We start from the raw sequence: 17,463 nt of genomic DNA, 5'->3' as shown, positions 1-17,463 counted from the left end.
GCCAGCTTATTGGCCGGCGTTGAGGTTGTTGAGGAAGTTCTTCGCGCCGTTGATGCCGTTGCCGCCGCCCTGCAGGATCTGTTGCAGGAAGGTCATGTCGCGACCGCCGGTCGGCGTCGTGCGGCTGATCATGTCGAAGACCCGGCCGTCCTTCAGCGTGTAGTTGGCTTCCTGCTTCACCACGCCGTCCTTGTCGAAATAGATCGCCAGAATGTTTTGGTCGACCAGCTTCGGCTTCATGAAGGCCACGGCGCGCGTGCGTTTCTGGGAGATGTAATAGAAGACTTCGCCATCGAAGGTCGCCGTCGTCGACGGCGTGCCGAGCGAAAGCAGCACCTGCTCGCGGCTCGAGCCGACGGGCACGAGATTGAGCGCTTGCTGGTCGAAGATGTAGCCGTTGTTCATGACCTCGCTGGTCTGGCAGCCCGCGAGCCCCGCGGTGGCAATCACCAGAGCGATAGCGGCACTACTGATGAAAGTTCTGTCAGACTTGAAATACCGTCTCGTCAACGACATCTCATCTCCCCTAATGAATCAAACCGATGGCCGAACGGCCGATATGACCTTGCTGTGCACATCATTGTGGCCATTCCGCGATTGCGGAAGGCTCAACGATGTTGTTCGGCACTCTTCATCACCAATCATGCACGGAGAGTGACGACGGCTGGGGCGGGACCTTGAAGCGGGCACAAACGGCATTGCAATTCGCGCCTGCTTCGGTAAACCAGCTTTCAAGTGGATGCAACAAGGCCGAGCGCAACGGGGCGCTCTGAATGAGCCAATTCTGGGAATTTTCATGATTTTTGGGCTCTTCCGCAAAAGAAATCACAACCAGCTCATCGTCGTCAGGCAATATGACACCCTGACCGCGATGGCGCGCCTGCCGGTTTTCTATACGGATTATGATGTGCCGGACACGGTGATGGGTCGTTTCGAGCTGCTGTCGGCGGTGATGATCCTGTTTTTCCGCCGTACACGTTCGTCTGAAACCAGCGGCCAGGAGCTTGCCCAGGAAATCGTCGATGCCTTTTTTGAGGATATCGACTATTCGATCCGCGAACTCGGAATCGGCGACAACAGCGTGCCGAAGCGGATGAAGAAACTGGCCGGTATGTTTTACGGGCGGCTGGAGAGCTATGCCGCCGCGATGGACGGGAACGACCGTGTCGCGCTGGCCGCTGCCCTCCGGCGCAATATCTATCCCAAGGCAGGCGAGGGAGCTCCCTCGATGATTGCTCTTGCGGATTGGATGATGACCGCCGAGACGCATCTGTCAGGGATCGCAGAAACCGAGATCGCCACCGGCTCCGCAACGCTGCCGCAGCCGCCTGAAATCGGCAAAGACGCACCTTAGGAGACAAAAATGAAAAGAACCAACTCCGACGAAACGCCCTTTTCCTATCCGGTGAAGGTCGGCCATATCTCCGCCAACCCGGTGGACGTGCATCTCGAAGCCGACAAGAGGGAGCTTGTTGGCTTGGCTGCGCTTTGGGATGTGCTTTCCGTGGAGAGCCTCTCGGCAGATCTGAAGATTTCCCGCTGGAAGCGCGACGGCATCCGCCTCAAGGGCAATGTTCGCGCAAAGATCGTCCAGGCCTGTGTGGTGACGCTGGAGCCGGTCGAATCGGAGATCGACGAGGATTTCGAGCATATTTTCATCCCCGAGGATTCGAAGCTCGCGCGGGCGCCGTCCATGGATGCAGGCGAAATGGTGCTCGACCCCGACGGTCCGGATCTTCCGGAAACCTTCATCGGCGATACGATCGATGCCGGGGCAGTCGTTGCCGAATTCGCCGCGCTTGCCATTGATCCCTATCCGCGCAAGCCCGGCATCGAGTTCGAAGGTCACATCGAGGATAGTGGTGAAGATGACAAGAAACCGTCGCCTTTCGCTGTCCTGAAAGACTGGAAAAAGGAATAGACCCCTCTGGCAATTGAACACAATTCAGTTGTAACGCGAGGAGAAACCGGTATTTTGACGCCAAATTCGCCGGGCCCGGCGGACAAAAAGGACTAGGGACGCGTGATCAGAATTTCTCTTGACCTAATGGGTGGCGACTTCGGCCCTGAGGTTGTCATTCCTGGCGCGGCCAAGGCGCTGGATAGGCATCCCGACATTACGTTCGTCATGTACGGCCAGAAGGATCGTTGCGAAGCGGTCCTCGGCAAATATCCGAAACTTCGGGAAAAATCCGTCTTTCATGAATGCGATGTCGCCATCAGCATGGATGAAAAGCCGAGCCAGGCCCTGCGCCGCGGCCGCTATATTTCCAGCATGTGGCGCTCGATCGAGGCAGTGAAGGTCGGCGACGCCGATGTCGTCGTTTCCGCCGGCAATACCGGTGCGCTGATGGCTATGGCAAAATTCTGCCTGCGCACGATGGCCAACATCGAACGTCCCGCGATCGCCGCAATCTGGCCGACGCTGCGGGGCGAAAGCATCGTGCTCGATGTCGGCGCGACCATCGGCGCCGATTCGCAGCAATTGCTGGATTTCGCCTTGATGGGTGGCGCCATGGCGCGCGCGCTCTTTGAGATCGAGCGACCGACCATCGGCCTGCTGAATGTCGGCGTTGAAGAAATCAAGGGCCAGGAAGACGTCAAGGAAGCCGGCCGCCTGATCCGCGAAGCCAATCTCGAATCGCTCGAATATTTCGGCTTCGTCGAGGGCGACGATATCGGCAAAGGCACCGTCGATGTGGTGGTGACGGAGGGTTTCTCGGGCAATATCGCATTGAAGGCGGCCGAGGGCACGGCAAAGCAGATCGGCGCTTATCTGCGCGCGGCCATGACGCGCACGCTGCTGGCCCGCATCGGCTATATCTTTGCCAAGGGCGCCTTCGACCTGCTGCGCGAGAAGCTCGATCCGAGCAAGGTCAATGGCGGCGTCTTCCTCGGCCTCAACGGTATCGTCATTAAGAGCCATGGCGGCGCCAATGCCGAGGCTTTTGCGGCGGCCATCGATGTCGGCTATGACATGGCCAAGAATGGCCTCACTCAAAAGATAGAAAACGATCTGAAAAAATATCATGCCAAACGGCAGCCGCCGATCGGACCGGAAGCGGCATGAGCGACGGGGTATAACAAGAATGATCCGTTCAGTTGTTCGCGGATTTGGCTCGGCGCTCCCCAAGCGCGTCGTGACCAATCGCGAGATGGAGCAAATCGTCGACACCAGCGACGATTGGATTATCCAGCGCACTGGCATCCGCCAGCGCTATATCGCCGGCGAAGGCGAAACCACGGCCTCGCTCGGCGAGCAGGCGGCGCGGGCAGCCCTTGCCAATGCCGGCCTGACGGCCGACGATCTCGACCTGATCATTGTCGCCACCTCGACGCCGGATAATACTTTTCCCGCCACCGCGGTGAACATCCAGAACCGCCTCGGCATGCATCATGGCTTCGCCTTCGATGTCCAGGCTGTCTGTTCGGGCTTCGTCTATGCGGTGACGACCGCCGACGCCTATATTCGTGGCAGCGTTGCCAAGCGCGTGCTCGTCATCGGCGCCGAAACATTCTCCCGCATTCTGGACTGGACGGACCGCACGACCTGCGTCCTCTTCGGCGACGGTGCCGGTGCGCTGATCCTCGAAGCAGGCGAGGGGACCGGCGCCAGCAGTGATCGTGGCGTGCTGACAGCGAGCCTGCGTTCCGACGGTGCTCACAAGGACAAGCTCTACGTCGATGGCGGCCCCTCCTCGACAGGAACGGTCGGCGTGCTGCATATGGCAGGCCGGGAAGTGTTCAAACATGCCGTCGGCATGATCACCGATGTCATCCAGGCCACCTTCGAAGCGGCGGAAGTGACAGCGGACGATCTCGACTGGCTGGTGCCGCATCAGGCAAACCGCCGCATCATCGACGGCTCAGCCAAGAAGCTCGGAATTGCTCCCGAGAAGGTTGTGGTTACCGTGGATCTCCATGGCAATACGTCAGCGGCGTCGATCCCGCTCGCGCTTGCCGTAGCGGCAGGCGACGGCCGGATCAAGAAGGGCGATCTGGTGATGCTGGAAGCCATGGGCGGCGGTTTTACCTGGGGCGCGGTCCTGCTGCGTTGGTAGGCCGCGTCTCTAAAATCCGATTCCTAACAAGAGCTTGACCGTTTGGTGCAAGGGCAATAGTCTCTTGCAGCTTAGATAAAATTACGTAGCAATATGGGCGGGGAACTATGACGGGCAAGACAGTGACGCGCGCGGACTTGGCGGAGTCGGTATTCCGGAAAGTCGGCCTCTCCCGGACTGAGTCGGCGGAACTGGTCGAAACGGTGATCGATGAAATTTGCAACGCCATCGTGCGTGGCGAGACGGTAAAACTCTCCTCCTTCGCGACGTTTCAGGTGCGCGACAAGAACGAACGCATTGGTCGAAACCCGAAGACCGGCGAAGAGGTGCCCATCTCTCCGCGCCGTGTCATGACGTTCAAGGCGTCCAACGTCCTCAAGACGCGTATCCTGAAGGCCCATGCCAGCCGCAAGGCGAAAGTCCGGCCGGCAAATCCCGTTTCCTGATCCATCAAAACCGATATTGGCTGTGCAGGGGCATGTGCTCTGGCACGCAGTTTTCCAGGTTGTTCGCGCTTATTTTTCGGCTTGCTTGTGAAAGAGCTGAAGAGGCGACTTGAATTTCTCCCGGCAAACCGTTGAAATATGATGAGTCGTATCGCGATAAGGCGCGGTGCGGATATCGGGTTTCGCATGATCCGGCCTGAATGGCGCCGGAGCCATGCTGTGGGGGTATGACGATGGACAAGAGCCCGGATGCATTTCGCACGATCAGCGAAGTCGCGGAAGACCTTGATCTGCCGCAGCATGTCCTGCGTTTCTGGGAGACCCGTTTTCCGCAGATCAAGCCGATGAAGCGCGGCGGCGGCCGGCGCTACTATCGTCCGGAAGACGTCGATCTGCTGAACGGCATCCGTCATCTGCTCTATGACCATGGCTATACGATCAAGGGCGTTCAGAAGCTTCTGAAGACCAATGGCAACAAATTCGTCATCGCCGTCGGCCATGGCGATCTTGCGAGCGTCGAGGCGCTGGCCACTGCGCAGGAGCCGGTCGTGGCCGAGCCGCGCGTCGGCTCTCCGGACGACGACCAAATCGTCGGCCGCCCCAAGGCGCCGATCAGCCGTCGCTTCTTCAACTTCGTCAGCGGTGAAGACGAGGCTCCCGATGTTTCCATCGGCAAGTCGAGCGTCGGCAAGGAAGATCGGGCGCTGCTGCAGGAAACGCTTTATGACCTGCTGGAATGCAAGCGGTTGCTCGATCAAGTGCGGTAAGACAGAGGCCACGCCGGAAAAGCTGACAACCTGCAATGTTTGAGTTTCTGTTATGATTTTCAGAGGTCAGTTGCACCTGCGTGGAACAGTGGGATTAGCCTGGCTCGGCGCAACGATGGATTTTCCATCGGCGGAGCGAGGGAGCGTCCAGCATGCGTTCGGGTCCTTTTCCACCGTGTCGCTCGTGTCGCGATCACCGACAATGGTGTTGCGATAATTGCCAGGGTCGTCCGCGCCCGGACTGTCGCCCCAGCCACCGCGATCGCCGCCAGCTCCATGACCGCTTGACGCTGCCATAGCTGTCGTGACCATGCCGACAGTGAGGAGAGATATGCTGAGCACTCTGAGAAACATGGGCTTTTCCCGCTGATCTGGTCATCTGCACCGTTCCGGTTGCAGCAGACGATGGTAATCCCGACCGGCGGATTGTAATTATTTATTGCTGTCATTCAATACAGCTAAAATACGTGCTGGCTGAACCGGGTCAGTTCTTAGATGTGGATGTCGAGCATTTGCCAGGCGACTGAGCAAATGTAAGTGTTATTTTTGTCACGTATGGAATTCGACATTAATGTGACGATTGGTTTGCTCTGCTTATTAACTTGCAAGCTCCCGATACCGGGTCCAGCTTCGGCGATGAAGCTTCGTTGCTTCGCCCTCGATATGAGGGGACTTAAATCAGGTTATGGCACGGCCCGATACCATCAGCCGCAAAGCCATCCTGGTGGATATTCGAATGGAGACACCATGAACATCAAGAGCCTTCTTCTCGGCTCCGCCGCCGCATTGGCATCGGTGAGCGGTGCCCATGCGGCAGACGCCGTTGTCGCGGCAGAACCCGAGCCGCTGGAATATGTGCGCATTTGCGACGCCTACGGCACCGGCTATTTCTTCATTCCAGGCACGGAAACCTGCCTCAAGATCGGCGGCAAAGTTCGTACGGAAGGCCAATGGTACGATGCCTATAATCCGAACAGCAGGGTCGGCACGCTCTGGCATGACCGCGCGGAGCTCAAGGTCGATACGGCGACGGACACGGAATACGGTCCTCTGAAGACAAATCTTATCCTGCGATGGGAATGGAACGATGGAGGCGATACCGCGTCGAAGCTGCTGTTTGCCAATATCAGCCTTGGCGGCTTCACCGTCGGCAAGCTCGATTCGCAGTATAACCTCTATGCCGGTTACGCCGGCGACGTCATCAACGACGATGCGATCTATGACGGCCCCTATGAGCTCAACCAGTTGACGTATAACTATGACGCCGGCAACGGCTTCACCGGCGTCATTTCGCTGGAAGACAGCAACTCGACATCGGATTCCGATAGCTATGGCGGTGCTTGGGTAACCTCCAAGGCCGATCATTATTTGCCGGACGTTGTTGCAGGTTTGGGCTACACGACTGGCAACCTCGGCTTCAAAATCGTCGGCGGATATGACTCAATCGTCGAGGAGGGTGCCATCAAGGCCCGCATCGATGCCAAGTTCGGCGGCGTGGAAGCATTCCTGATGGGCGGTTGGAATACGGATGGTGACAAGCTCAACCAGTATGCCGGCTCCTATCAGGATGAATCGGCCTGCACGACGTCAGATGGTGTCGTTCACGGGGCAAAGTGCGGCTGGGGTGACTGGGCCGTATGGGGCGGCGTGGGCGTGCCCATCAACGAAAAGCTGAAGTGGAACCTGCAGCTTGCCTACACCGAGTCGAAGATTTTCGAGACCACCACCAACGTCAAGTTCAATCCGGTCAAGGATCTGCTCATCGAGCCGGAACTGACCTACATGCACTATGACTTCATCAATGATGATACGGTCGCCGGCATCCTCCGTTTCGAACGGAATTTCTAAGCGGAAGCGATCTTCGACCGAAAGCGGGCGACGTCCTCGTCGGCGCTGCGGTCAGCGACAATCACTACCACCACGGCTATCATCTCGCCGAAAAATGAAAACTCTGCCGGTGTTACGCCGGCGGAGTTTTTTGTTGATGGGTGCCGCCGCTGCTAGAACGGCCGGGTTATCTCTTCCCTACTAACGAGCTTCAGGCTGCGATCGGGCTGGATGATGTAGGTTTCATACACATCCTGGCCCCACTGATTGACAAAATGGTGCGGCAATCGGGTGCCCGGAGGCGATAGCGTCAGCTTCAAACGCGGCTGGCCGCCATAGGTGATGCTGCCGGGAATCGGCTGCAGGGATTGGTCGTTCGTCGTGCATGCGGCAAGCAAAGGTCCGCACAGCACCAAGGCAATCAAGAGCTTCATCGCCGTAACTTTCTAATCACTTCTTATTCAATGAAAAATCCGCCTGGAAGACGGCAAGGCATCTGTGAGCTTGGTTCAAAGCCACTATATAAAGCTAATGCCGGAGTGGTCGGCGGCAAGGCTCTCATGAAGTTGAGCTTGCTGCTGCTGGAATTCGAAGGAGTTGCACATGCGTACGATCAAAAGATCGGCAGCGGCCCTGGGTTTTGGTCTGTTATTGGCAGCAAGCGCCGTTGTACCCGCCGGCGCCGTCACCATGCCCACGCTCTCGGTGCCGGAGCAATCCGATATCATTCAGGTCCACGACCATGGGCATGGCCACAGCCATAACCATTGGCGCGGCGGCCATAAGTACCATGGCTTCGACGGTTACTATGACGATGATTCCGACAGCGGTGTGTTGTTCAAATCCTTCGTGACCGGCACGCTTTTCAACAGGCAGCGCACGGAAGGCTACTACGACAGCCATGCGCAAGCCTGCGCCGACCGCTACCCGTCCTACCGCGTCTCGGACAACACATACCAACCTAGCCACGGGCCTCGGCGCGTATGCAGGTGATCGGCAGAGCGAGAATTTTTCTCGCTCTTGATGCCGTTTTTATCCCGACGTGCGATTTTACCTCTTGCGCTGCCATGCCCGACAGACTAATGCAATCAAGCCTTTTCGGCAGGTCGGGGCGTAGCGCAGCCCGGTAGCGCACTTGACTGGGGGTCAAGGGGTCGCTGGTTCGAGTCCAGTCGCCCCGACCATTTATCTCCTTGAACTCCCAATCAAATTTTCATTGATTTAGCTGCACCACGATGTTGTCTGCCCCGTCCAGCGGCGGGCCAGTCCTTCCGCAACCATTTGATCGCCGATGGATCGGCCGGCCCGCATGGCGATGCGGAATTTGCTACCCTGTTGATCGTCACCCCGCCCGCTGGCGGAGAGCACGAAGGTGTCGCGGTTGAGAAGGGCTTGCAGTCGCAGCTTCGCGGCGGTGGCTTTTTGCCGCTCGCCGGCGCAATGCGAGGGCTCGATGTCAGGGACATCGATATCCGCCAGGCGGATTTTGATTCCATTCTGCCAGAAGGTGTTGCCGTCGACGACGCAGTTGATGCCGGTTTCGCCGCCGCACAGGCCGAATCGTCCGGCGGCTTCAGGCGGGGCAGCGGCCAGCGTCCGATCCGCCGGCACGGCAACGGGAATAACGTTTGGCGGGACCGGCAGCGCCGAGGTCGGGTGTTCGGGAACGACGGCAACCATTTTGGGCTTCGGCTTGGCCGTCGGCAACGGCGCGTCCTGCGGCACGTGCCGAACGGCGGCGGCGCCGGCATAGCCCTGCAACGAAGGCATATCCCGGCGATGCTCATAGGCGAAAATGCCTGCTATGGCGGCCAGACCGACCGTGCCCCACAGCCACATCGAATTGCCCGCTTTAGCTTGCGGCTTGCGCCGCGTGCGTCGTTTCGTTTTTGCCATGGCTTCATTCCTCAATTGCGAGGAAATTATCGCCAAGATTTCTTACCGATCCGTTGGCTTCCCTGCTGCCGGATGCCTAAGCGGAACCTTTATTCACTTCGCGGCGCCGGCGGTAGGCTTCAGCTTGACAGCCATCGTGATCTGGCCGCGCACTGTCAGCTTCGGCCCGCGACCGTCCATATTGGTGACATCGGTGTTGCTGGAAAGCGCGTTGATCTGGCAATCGTCGGCAATGGTATCGAGCAGCACGGTGCAATTGCTGGCAGCGATGCGATAGAAGGATTTGATCGCATCCTGCTGCTGTTTTTCATCGCTGCCATCCGTGATCGGGACGGAAAGCGATATCCCGGATTGCACGGAGATATAGCCATCGGGAACCTGGCGCGGATTGCGCAGCGGCAACGCCGAAAGGGACTGCGAAGAGGCCGGCGCCGCGGCGCCGAGCAGAAGCATGCAAAGTGTCGCCGAGATCAGACGTTTGTTCATCAGGAAGCCTCCGTTTCTTGTCCTTTATGTCAGGCATCGGTGAAGGCTTGGTGATGGCGTAACTTAAAATTGTAGTCTTGTGAGAATTGCGAGCATATTCCTCCGAATCAGACGTGCTTCGAGATAAAGAGCTGCTCCCACAAAACCTTGCTTGCCAAGCCTCCGGGCAGGGCGCATAGTCACTTTCTGTATCGTCGGTTAAACAAACGGGCACCGGCGACCGTATTTGCGTGCGGCCCGACGGACGAGGCGGCGCCATGTTAGAAACCTCCATTCACCCGCAGGATCTACCCCTGTTTTCCGACGATCTGGATCGTTTGGAAAAGGTGTTGGATGCCGTCTGCATGGATCGCGGCATTAGTCCCCGCAGCCAGGAGGGCGAACGCCTGGGTGCCCTGATGATTCAGCTCTATCGCCAGGGCGTGAAAGAAGATGCAAAGCTTCTTGCGCTTGCGAAAGCCTATCTCTGACGCTTTTTTCTTCAATCATCTGATCGCTTTAAGCCGATTTCACATAGCAGCAATGACGCATTGTGCCTGCTCGAACCTGCGTCGCTGCCTTATATTTGCTGCATCGCACAAGGAGAGTCGATTGCTCGATCTCGTTGCCCCGCGGGGTCGATGTGCGGCCCGCCCGCCAAATGAAATCAACTACGGTGGGCGCGGATAATTTGGAAGGTCCATGATGAATTTCAAAGTTCCGAGCCGGCTTCGCCGTTTGCTCGTTGATTCCGTTGAGCTGCCTCAGCTCAAATTCCCCGTGACGCGGCCGCGATCGCAGCCGGCACGCCGGCGCGTCTCCACGCAGCTAGTGCCGCAGCGTCTGACGGAGGTCCTGTGGTTCGGGCGCAACCCTGGCGATCTGCGCATGCTGGAATATGTGCCGGCAGGTGTCCAAGGTCCGATGCCGCTCGTCGTCGTTTTGCATGGCTGTCACCAGAATGCCGAGGATTTCGATCGCGCCAGCGGCTGGACGGCCCTGGCGCGCCAGCACGGTTTCGCCGTGCTTTATGCCGAGCAGAAGCCGGCCAACAATGCCAATCTCTGTTTCAATTGGTTCCGCCCGAGCCTGGTGACGCGCGATCGCGGCGAGCTGGGTTCGATCCGCGAGATGATCGATTTCAGCCGCCGGCTGCATGATATCGACGAAAGCAAGATCTTCGTCATGGGCCTGTCGGCGGGCGGCGCCATGGCGTCGGCGCTGCTCGCCACCTATCCGGAGCTGTTTGCCGCCGGCGCCGTCATCGGCGGCTTACCTTTCGGTGCCGCCCGCGATGCCATGTCTGCGCTGGATGTGATGAAGAGAGCCGCCGCGCGCCCGGCCGAAAAATGGGCCGAACTCGTCCGCGAAGCTTCGCCGGATGCCGCCCGTTTTCCGGCGGTCTCCATCTGGCATGGGACCGATGACGGCGTCGTTTCGTTCGGCAATGCCGAAGCGTCGGTGGCGCAGTGGCTGGCCGTGCATGGGCGGCCGCAGACCAAGGGCCGGTTGCGCCTGTTCGAAGGCGGCGAGCGGCGCGAATGGCGTAACGACTATGGCGATATCGTGCTGGAACTGGTGACCTTGAATGATTTCGGCCATGGCTTGCCGATTGGTCCCATCGCCGAGGGCAGGGAGCCGGCCAACGATACCGAACGCTTCATCTTGCGCGCTGCTCTCTCCGCGCCAGAGCAACTGGTTCGGAACTGGGGCCTGGCGTAAGCCTCAATCGTCGTTGGTGGCGTTCAGGTTTTCCGGCCGGATGCCGCCATCTTCCGCCCAATGCTTGAAGCGGATGCCGGCACCGCCGGCTTCGTCGCTCCCGCTGGCGATGAACGATATGCCGCGGGCTTCGAGGGCGGTACGCAAGGCGACCAACGCCTTGGCATCCCCCGAACTGACGTCCTCTTCCAGCGTTTCAATCGTCGTTACGGACAATTTGCTCTCGACGGCAAGCGTTTCTATTGTCAGTCCGAGCATGGCGCGTGCGCCGCGTAGTTGCGCTGATGTGATCATGACTGAAATTTAGCGCATAAATCTGAAAATCGGAACCGATTTTCGGATCGGATCATGCGCAAACTTGAGATGTGGTTGCATTCCCGTCGCTTGCTTCAGGACGCGCTGCGCAGCACCACTTTTTCCGGCGTTCTCAGGAAGTTAGGGACGCGATGGCCGAGCAATTCGAAGTAGATTTCTTCCGTCGCATCCGCCATACCGGCAAGCGTATAGCCGTCCTTGCGCCGCCGGGCCTCTGCGGTGAAGCTTCGCAGCAATTTGGGATCGGCAAAGCGCATCATCGCCGCGGCCAGTTCTGCGGGGTCGTCGCTGTTGGCGACGATATAGCCATTCTTGCCGGGCTCGATCACTGTGCGTGCGCCGCCGACATCGGTCAACAGCAGCGGCTTGCCGCCGGCGGCAGCTTCTAGCATGACATAGGACATGGCCTCGTAGCGGCTCGGCATGACGACGACATCGAAGGCGTCGACGGCGGTGGCGCCGGGAATAGAGCTATCGAGATGCGCGCGATCTTCGAGGCCGGCGACCTTGATCATGCTGCCGACGGTCTCGGCCAGTTCGCCGATGCCGATCATCAGCAGGCGCGCCTGTGGTAAGTCTTTGGCGACGCGGGCAAAGGCCTCGACCAATCGCTCCGGCGCTTTCTGTGGGGTCAGCCGGCCGACGAAACCGAAGAGCAGGGCGTCCTGCGGTATTCCATAACGCGCACGGATGGCGGCCCGTTGACCGGATGGCGGGGCGCTGACGCCGTTGACGACGATCCGCAGCCGCCCCTCCGGAATACCGATCGACAGCGCATGATTATATTCATCGCGGGACACGCAGATCAGGCGGTCGGACAGCCAGTTGCCGAGCAGCCTCTCGATGCCGCCATAGATCATCCGGCCCCGGTTTCCGAGTGTCGGGTCCATGGTGCGGAAGGCGTGCGGCGTATAGATCACCGGAGTATGCGGGCCTGGCAATCTCAGCCGCGTCAGCGCTCCAGCTTTAGAGCTGTGGCCATGAATGAGATGAAACGGTCCGTGCTGTGCGACGATTTTCCGAATTTGCCACCAAGCGGTGATATCCCAAGGTCCCGGCGCGCGCCGCATGGCAAGAGAGATGACGCTGTCGAGGCCCATCCCCTCCAATTCGGCGACGAAAGCTGCTTCGGCGCGCAAAGGCGAATAGATCGCCGTCACCGAATGGCCGCGGCGCTGCATGGCGCGGCAGAGATCGAGGAAGTGCCGCCCGGAACCGCCGCCGCTTGGTTCGAGAACTTGCAGCAGCGACAGGCGTTTGATGCCGACATTCATGTTCACGGTGCTGCTTCCCTTCGGGCCAAGCTACGCTGATACTGTTGCTCGAGTGCCCCGCAGCCCCAGACGATGCCGATCAGCATGTAGAGATGGCGCCAATGATCGGTGTCGATGACATTGCCGATGCCGACATGGCCGAGAATGACGATCCAGGCGATCGTCAAGTAGGGCTGCCAGGGCCGGTCCTTCAAAAAGTTGCGGAAGCCGATATAGATGGTCCAGCAGATCATGCTGACCCAGCAGAAGAAGCCGAGCCAGCCATAGGTGGTCAGCGTCTTCAGCCAGATATTGTGCTCGTCCTCGCGAAACAGGGTGGAAAAGACGAGCGGGCCGATGCCGAGCGGCCTTTCCATCGACAGCATGAATCCGATGCGATGGCGCTCGAAACGACCGAGATGACCGCCATCATAATCCTGCACGAGCTGGGTGCGCGTCGAGAACAGGTCGCTCACCTGATGGAACTGCAGCGCGACGACCAGGAGCAGGACCATGAAAATGATTGCCGCCAAAGACATCACCAGAATGCGCAGCCGGAAGGCATTGCTGCGGTGCTGCAGCAGCATGCAAAAGATCAGCATCGCCGACGCGAAGGAGAACAAGCCCCATGCGGCGCGAGAGAAGGAGAGAAAGATGCCGAAGGCCAGCACGAACAGGCAGAGCGCCTTGATCGGCGCCTTCTTCAGGTCGCCGATCAGGATGCCGTGCATGAGATAGATGCTCGGTGTCACCAGGTAGGGACCGAAGACATTGGGGTCCTGGAATACGCCCATGGCGCGGTCATAGCGGGTGAAGATTTCAGCGCCTGGAAAGGCGTGGAAATAGCCGAGAATGCCGAGGCTTGCCGTAATCAGCGCGGCGACTACCCAGGTGTTGAAGATCAGCTTCAACCGCTTTTCGCTGTCTTCGATAATCGCGGCATAGAAGACCGAGCTCAGCGCCAGGAAGGTGGAAACGGCCACATAGATCGGTCCGTCGAGATGGGAGTTTGCCCCGAGGTCGCGCATCTGCGTCAGCGACAGCATGCCGCCGACGTTGAACGTCAGGAACAGCGCCAGAAGCGGCGCGACATTGCGTGAGATCTTCAGCCCAAGGATGAACCAGGTGCCGATGAGAAAGGCGACCCATAGCTCATAGGGCGCCGGTTCGGCGATGACGAAGCCCGATAGAAAGACCCCGAAAGCAACGCAAGCCGTGCCGACCAGCCGCAATGCTGCGAGCTGAGGTCGGTCGACGCGCCGATAGGGGAGATCGATCGCGGTCAATAGGCGTTTTCCGTGTTGAGGAGGCGGAAGGGAGTCAGCCACAGGATTTTCAGATCGAAATACAGCGACCAGTTCTCGATATAGTAGAGATCGTAAGCCGTGCGGAACTTGATCTTGTCATCGCTGTCGATCTCGCCGCGCCAGCCGTTGATCTGTGCCCAGCCCGTGACGCCGGGCTTGACGCGATGGCGGGCGAAATAGCCTTCGACCACATCGGCATAAATGCGATTGTGGCTCGCCGCCAATACGGCATGCGGGCGCGGGCCGACGAGCGACAGATTGCCGAGCAGCACGTTGAAGAGCTGCGGCAATTCGTCGATCGAGGTCTTGCGGATGAAACGTCCGACCGGTGTCACCCGGGGATCGTTCTTCGTCACGGCAATGCGGGCCGTCGGGTCGCTCATGTTGGTGTACATCGAGCGGAACTTGAAGACGTTGATGATCTCGTTGTTGAAGCCGTGGCGCTTCTGCATGAAGAAGACCGGTCCCTTCGATGTCGCCTTCACGGCAATTGCGGCTCCGAGCATGATCGGCCAGAGCAGGCAGAGCGCGAGCAGGCTGAAGAAGACATCGAAAGTGCGCTTGGCGACGCCGTCCCAATCACGGATCGGCTTGTTGAAGATATCGAGCATCGGCACCGCGCCGACATGGGAATAAGAGCGCGGGCGGAAGCGCAACTTATTGGCATGCGCTGCCAGGCGAATGTCGACGGGCAGCACCCAAAGCTTCCTGAGAAGCTGCAGAATGCGATCCTCGGCGCTGATCGGCAGCGCGATGATCAGCATGTCGATGCGCGTTAGCCGGGCGAATTCCACCAGCTCGGCGACAGTGCCGAGTTTCGGGTAACCGGCGACCATCACCGGCGAACGTTTCTCGCCGCGATCATCGAAGATGCCGCAGATGCGGATATCGTTGTCAGACTGATGCTCCAGCGCGCGGATCAACTCCTTGGCCGGTTCACCGCCGCCAACGATGACGGCGCGCCGCTCCATGAGACCGTTGCGGGCCCAGTTGCGGATGCCATAGGCGAACACGGCACGTGCGGCGACGAGGAAGATTGTGCCGGCGGCAAGCCAGATCCCGAGAGCGCGGATCGAATAGATATGGTTGACGTCGAAGGGCAGGAGGGCAAGAACCATCACAGCAAACGCGGCCACCCATGACACCAGGATACGCTGCGGGAAACGATGCGGCGCGCGCAGTATCGGGATCTGATAGGCGTCGGCCACCTGCAGGAAGACGATGGCGAGACCGCAAAGCGCGATCGTCACCGCCGCCTGCGACAGGAAGGGATGGGCGCCGGGCGTGGTCTGGAAGAAGAGAACCGCCAGCCCCACGGCAAGCAACGACAGGAATTCGAAAAGCCGGTATTGCCCGATGATGATGGCTGGCGTCTGATTGCTCTCGCGAAATTGTTCGGCGATCTGGCGGGCATAGGCGTTGATGTCGCCGGCCTGATGATCGCCGCTCTGTTCCTCAGTGCCGCGAGTGCGAATTTCCGAGACCTGCTTGCGAATATTGTCCAAGTTAAATTGCGAGGACTCTTCAATATGGTTCATGGCAATTCATCCGGTCGTTACCGGAGATGGCCTAACAGATATGAGCTAATAAACGTTTACAACACTTGATTGTATTCTAATGTTTGCCGCCCAATTCAAGTATATCATAATATAGGTCTATAGTTTCCTTCGCCATGACGGACGCCGAAAATGCCGACCGGATCGTCTCGATTTTCGGCATGGTGTGCTGACGCCATTGCGGCTCGCTGATTGCCGCCGCCATGACACGGGAGAGATCGTCGGCATCGCCTGCTTCGGCAAGCGCAGGGCTTTGCTCGCCAAGCGCTTCGGCAATGCCGCCGACGCGCGAGGCGATCACCGTCTTCTCGGCAGCGAGAGCCTCCAGCACGATATAGGGCATGGCTTCGGCGCGTGAGGGGACGACGACATTCTGCGACATGGCGAAGGCCTCATGCACGCGCATGGCGGGCAGCATGCCGATGCGGTGACCAAGGCCGCGCTGTATCATCATAGTACGGTATTTGTCCTTGTCCGGTCCGTCGCCGATCATCAATGCGGACAAAGGCCGGCCGATCCGCCGTTCGGTCTTGGCGAAGGCTTCCACAAACAGATCGGGACCCTTCAGGTCCCGCAGCATGCCGATATAGACGAAATGCACAGAGTCAGATCGTGTGGGTATGTTCCGGAAATCGCGCCCACTGATGCCGTTGTAGATCATTGCGGTGCGCGTCCGCGGCTTGCCGATCTTGCTTTCGTAACTTCGGCGCTCGAATTCGCAGATGAAGATCAGTCCGTCGGTCAGAAACTCCAGCATCCGCTCCAAGCTGTGCACCAGCATGCCTTGGGGCGAGGCGCGCGAGAAATGCAAGCTGCCTCCATGCGCAGTATAAAGGCGGGCAACGCGATACCTGTTCACCCGCAAGGCTGAGCCGATGATGCGCGCAAGCAGGCCGCCCTTGGCGCCATGCCCATGCAGCACATCCGGCCGCAAACTTTTGACTTTGTTGTAGCTGTCCCAGAGCGTCGTGGCGTCCGACAGGCTAATCTGGCGCCGGATCGGCAGGCGCGTCACGCCGAGCGACAGGAAAGGTCTGACATCGTCGAACAGCCGGTCCTCATGCGCCCCGCCGGTAAGGCTGTCGCAGAGAATGCCGACCGCATGTCCCGCCTTGCTCTGTTCCTCCGCCAGATCGCGGACATGGCGGAATATCCCGCCGACCGGAGATCTGAAGCAATGAAGGATGCGGAGCGGTCTAGCCATGATCGGGGCGGTCAGAATAGCCGTTCGCGGACGTAGATCGTGTCGCCTGCCAGCACCGGATCGGAGATGCCGACCCGTCCGGTCATGACATGACCATTGATCTTGCGGGTAACGTCGGCATTTGACTGGTTCGCGCGGCTGGTAAAGCCGCCGGCAACAGCGATGGCATTCTGTATCGTCATGCCGGGCACGTAGGAATACTGACCGGGCTGGCCGACTTCACCCATGATATAGACGGAGCGATAGCGATCGATGTCGATGGTGACATCGGGATCGCGGATATAGCCCTGGCGAAGTTTCTGCGCGATCTGGCCGGAAAGCTGCTGCAGCGTACGGCCGCGGGCAGGGACCTGGCCGATCAGCGGGAAGGCGATATAACCGGCCTGATCGACTGTATAGGTATTCGTCAAGCCTTCCTGGTCGAACACGGTGACGCGCAGGCGGTCGCCGCTGTCAAGCGTATAAGGCTGAATCGTTGCTTCACTGAAGGCTTTCGGCGCCGGCTGATAGGTATTGCAGCCACTGAGCGCAGCGCTCACGGCAGCCATGCCGAGTGCCAGGACAATCTTTGGCGTTGCGAAGGGCATTTCGCGCTCTCAGGAGAGGAAAATCACTAGCGCCGTTATCGATCCGTTAGGGTTAAC

21 protein-coding genes and 1 tRNA gene are annotated in these 17,463 nt (G+C 59.1%); 11 read left to right on the top strand and 11 right to left on the bottom strand.

Features of this window, described 5'->3' with window-relative positions; genetic code table 11:
• Positions 1-6: 6 nt before the first annotated feature.
• A complete protein-coding gene (locus ACXHXG_RS00795) occupies positions 7-516 on the bottom strand; it encodes an outer membrane protein assembly factor BamE (protein ID WP_104822625.1) in 510 nt (169 codons plus the stop codon).
• A 223-nt stretch (positions 517-739) separates the two neighbouring features.
• Between ACXHXG_RS00795 and ACXHXG_RS00790 the strand changes: the two genes are divergently transcribed.
• The 6 genes from ACXHXG_RS00790 to ACXHXG_RS00765 all read left to right on the top strand — a co-directional run bounded on the left by ACXHXG_RS00790 (position 740) and on the right by ACXHXG_RS00765 (position 5,274).
• Positions 740-1,354, top strand: coding sequence for a ubiquinol-cytochrome C chaperone family protein (locus tag ACXHXG_RS00790; RefSeq protein WP_457898223.1), 615 nt, complete (start codon positions 740-742; stop codon positions 1,352-1,354).
• Between the two features lie 9 nt (positions 1,355-1,363).
• Positions 1,364-1,921 (top strand): YceD family protein, encoded by a 558-nt coding sequence (locus ACXHXG_RS00785; protein ID WP_285168158.1) that lies wholly within the window; start codon positions 1,364-1,366, stop codon positions 1,919-1,921.
• A gap of 102 nt (positions 1,922-2,023) precedes the next feature.
• Positions 2,024-3,070 (top strand): phosphate acyltransferase PlsX, encoded by a 1,047-nt coding sequence (gene plsX / locus ACXHXG_RS00780; RefSeq protein ID WP_104822628.1) that lies wholly within the window; start codon positions 2,024-2,026, stop codon positions 3,068-3,070.
• Between the two features lie 19 nt (positions 3,071-3,089).
• A complete protein-coding gene (locus tag ACXHXG_RS00775; protein ID WP_457898222.1) occupies positions 3,090-4,061 on the top strand; it encodes a beta-ketoacyl-ACP synthase III in 972 nt (323 codons plus the stop codon).
• Positions 4,062-4,168: 107 nt separating this feature from the next.
• Positions 4,169-4,507 carry an integration host factor subunit alpha gene (locus ACXHXG_RS00770; protein ID WP_104822630.1) on the top strand — a complete coding sequence of 113 codons (339 nt, stop codon included), beginning with the start codon at positions 4,169-4,171 and terminating at the stop codon, positions 4,505-4,507.
• 227 nt (positions 4,508-4,734) lie between these two features.
• Positions 4,735-5,274 carry a MerR family transcriptional regulator gene (locus ACXHXG_RS00765; RefSeq protein ID WP_104822631.1) on the top strand — a complete coding sequence of 180 codons (540 nt, stop codon included), beginning with the start codon at positions 4,735-4,737 and terminating at the stop codon, positions 5,272-5,274.
• A 66-nt stretch (positions 5,275-5,340) separates the two neighbouring features.
• Here ACXHXG_RS00765 and ACXHXG_RS00760 read toward each other — a convergent pair whose 3' ends face one another.
• Positions 5,341-5,628: a hypothetical protein gene (locus ACXHXG_RS00760; protein WP_104822632.1), complete on the bottom strand. Its 288-nt coding sequence runs from the start codon at positions 5,626-5,628 to the stop codon at positions 5,341-5,343.
• Between the two features lie 393 nt (positions 5,629-6,021).
• Here ACXHXG_RS00760 and ACXHXG_RS00755 point away from each other — a divergent pair, with 393 nt between their 5' ends.
• Entirely contained in the window at positions 6,022-7,122 is a 1,101-nt protein-coding gene (locus ACXHXG_RS00755; RefSeq protein WP_457898221.1) for a porin, read from the top strand.
• A gap of 152 nt (positions 7,123-7,274) precedes the next feature.
• Here ACXHXG_RS00755 and ACXHXG_RS00750 read toward each other — a convergent pair whose 3' ends face one another.
• On the bottom strand, positions 7,275-7,535 hold the full coding sequence (locus ACXHXG_RS00750) for a hypothetical protein (RefSeq protein ID WP_457898220.1): 261 nt from the start codon (positions 7,533-7,535) through the stop codon (positions 7,275-7,277).
• Between the two features lie 169 nt (positions 7,536-7,704).
• On the opposite strand from ACXHXG_RS00750, the gene ACXHXG_RS00745 reads away from it, so the two are divergent.
• Both ACXHXG_RS00745 and ACXHXG_RS00740 read left to right on the top strand, forming a co-directional pair.
• Complete coding sequence (locus tag ACXHXG_RS00745) at positions 7,705-8,094, top strand: BA14K family protein (RefSeq protein WP_457898219.1); 390 nt, start codon at positions 7,705-7,707, stop codon at positions 8,092-8,094.
• 114 nt (positions 8,095-8,208) lie between these two features.
• Positions 8,209-8,285 (top strand) — tRNA-Pro (locus ACXHXG_RS00740).
• Between the two features lie 37 nt (positions 8,286-8,322).
• On the opposite strand, the gene ACXHXG_RS00735 is transcribed toward ACXHXG_RS00740, so the two are convergent.
• Complete coding sequence (locus tag ACXHXG_RS00735) at positions 8,323-8,997, bottom strand: thermonuclease family protein (RefSeq protein ID WP_104822636.1); 675 nt, start codon at positions 8,995-8,997, stop codon at positions 8,323-8,325.
• A gap of 93 nt (positions 8,998-9,090) precedes the next feature.
• A complete protein-coding gene (locus ACXHXG_RS00730; protein WP_104822637.1) occupies positions 9,091-9,483 on the bottom strand; it encodes a hypothetical protein in 393 nt (130 codons plus the stop codon).
• Between the two features lie 257 nt (positions 9,484-9,740).
• Here ACXHXG_RS00730 and ACXHXG_RS00725 point away from each other — a divergent pair, with 257 nt between their 5' ends.
• Together ACXHXG_RS00725 and ACXHXG_RS00720 are read left to right on the top strand one after the other, a co-directional pair.
• The gene (locus tag ACXHXG_RS00725) at positions 9,741-9,953 is read left to right on the top strand and encodes a hypothetical protein (RefSeq protein ID WP_104822638.1); all 213 of its coding nucleotides are present in this window, start codon (positions 9,741-9,743) and stop codon (positions 9,951-9,953) included.
• Positions 9,954-10,164: 211 nt separating this feature from the next.
• Entirely contained in the window at positions 10,165-11,184 is a 1,020-nt protein-coding gene (locus tag ACXHXG_RS00720; protein WP_457898218.1) for an extracellular catalytic domain type 1 short-chain-length polyhydroxyalkanoate depolymerase, read from the top strand.
• A gap of 3 nt (positions 11,185-11,187) precedes the next feature.
• On the opposite strand, the gene ACXHXG_RS00715 is transcribed toward ACXHXG_RS00720, so the two are convergent.
• The 6 genes from ACXHXG_RS00715 to ACXHXG_RS00690 all read right to left on the bottom strand — a co-directional run bounded on the left by ACXHXG_RS00715 (position 11,188) and on the right by ACXHXG_RS00690 (position 17,406).
• Positions 11,188-11,478: a helix-turn-helix domain-containing protein gene (locus ACXHXG_RS00715; RefSeq protein ID WP_283049924.1), complete on the bottom strand. Its 291-nt coding sequence runs from the start codon at positions 11,476-11,478 to the stop codon at positions 11,188-11,190.
• A gap of 95 nt (positions 11,479-11,573) precedes the next feature.
• Positions 11,574-12,773, bottom strand: a complete 1,200-nt coding sequence (locus ACXHXG_RS00710) for a glycosyltransferase family 4 protein (RefSeq protein WP_457898801.1) — start codon at positions 12,771-12,773, stop codon at positions 11,574-11,576.
• Between the two features lie 2 nt (positions 12,774-12,775).
• Entirely contained in the window at positions 12,776-14,038 is a 1,263-nt protein-coding gene (locus ACXHXG_RS00705) for an O-antigen ligase family protein (protein ID WP_457898217.1), read from the bottom strand.
• Positions 14,035-15,597, bottom strand: a complete 1,563-nt coding sequence (locus ACXHXG_RS00700; protein WP_457898216.1) for an undecaprenyl-phosphate glucose phosphotransferase — start codon at positions 15,595-15,597, stop codon at positions 14,035-14,037. The genes ACXHXG_RS00705 and ACXHXG_RS00700 overlap by 4 nt, the downstream gene beginning before the upstream one ends.
• Positions 15,598-15,673: 76 nt before the next feature.
• Positions 15,674-16,819 (bottom strand): glycosyltransferase family 4 protein, encoded by a 1,146-nt coding sequence (locus ACXHXG_RS00695; protein ID WP_104822643.1) that lies wholly within the window; start codon positions 16,817-16,819, stop codon positions 15,674-15,676.
• Between the two features lie 11 nt (positions 16,820-16,830).
• A complete protein-coding gene (locus ACXHXG_RS00690; RefSeq protein ID WP_104822644.1) occupies positions 16,831-17,406 on the bottom strand; it encodes a polysaccharide biosynthesis/export family protein in 576 nt (191 codons plus the stop codon).
• Positions 17,407-17,463: the final 57 nt, after the last annotated feature.

The sequence above is a fragment of the Rhizobium sp. LEGMi-198b genome (assembly GCF_054114205.1).
Note: the sequence above shows the minus strand (reverse complement) of the source record. Positions and strands in the feature narration are given on the sequence as shown.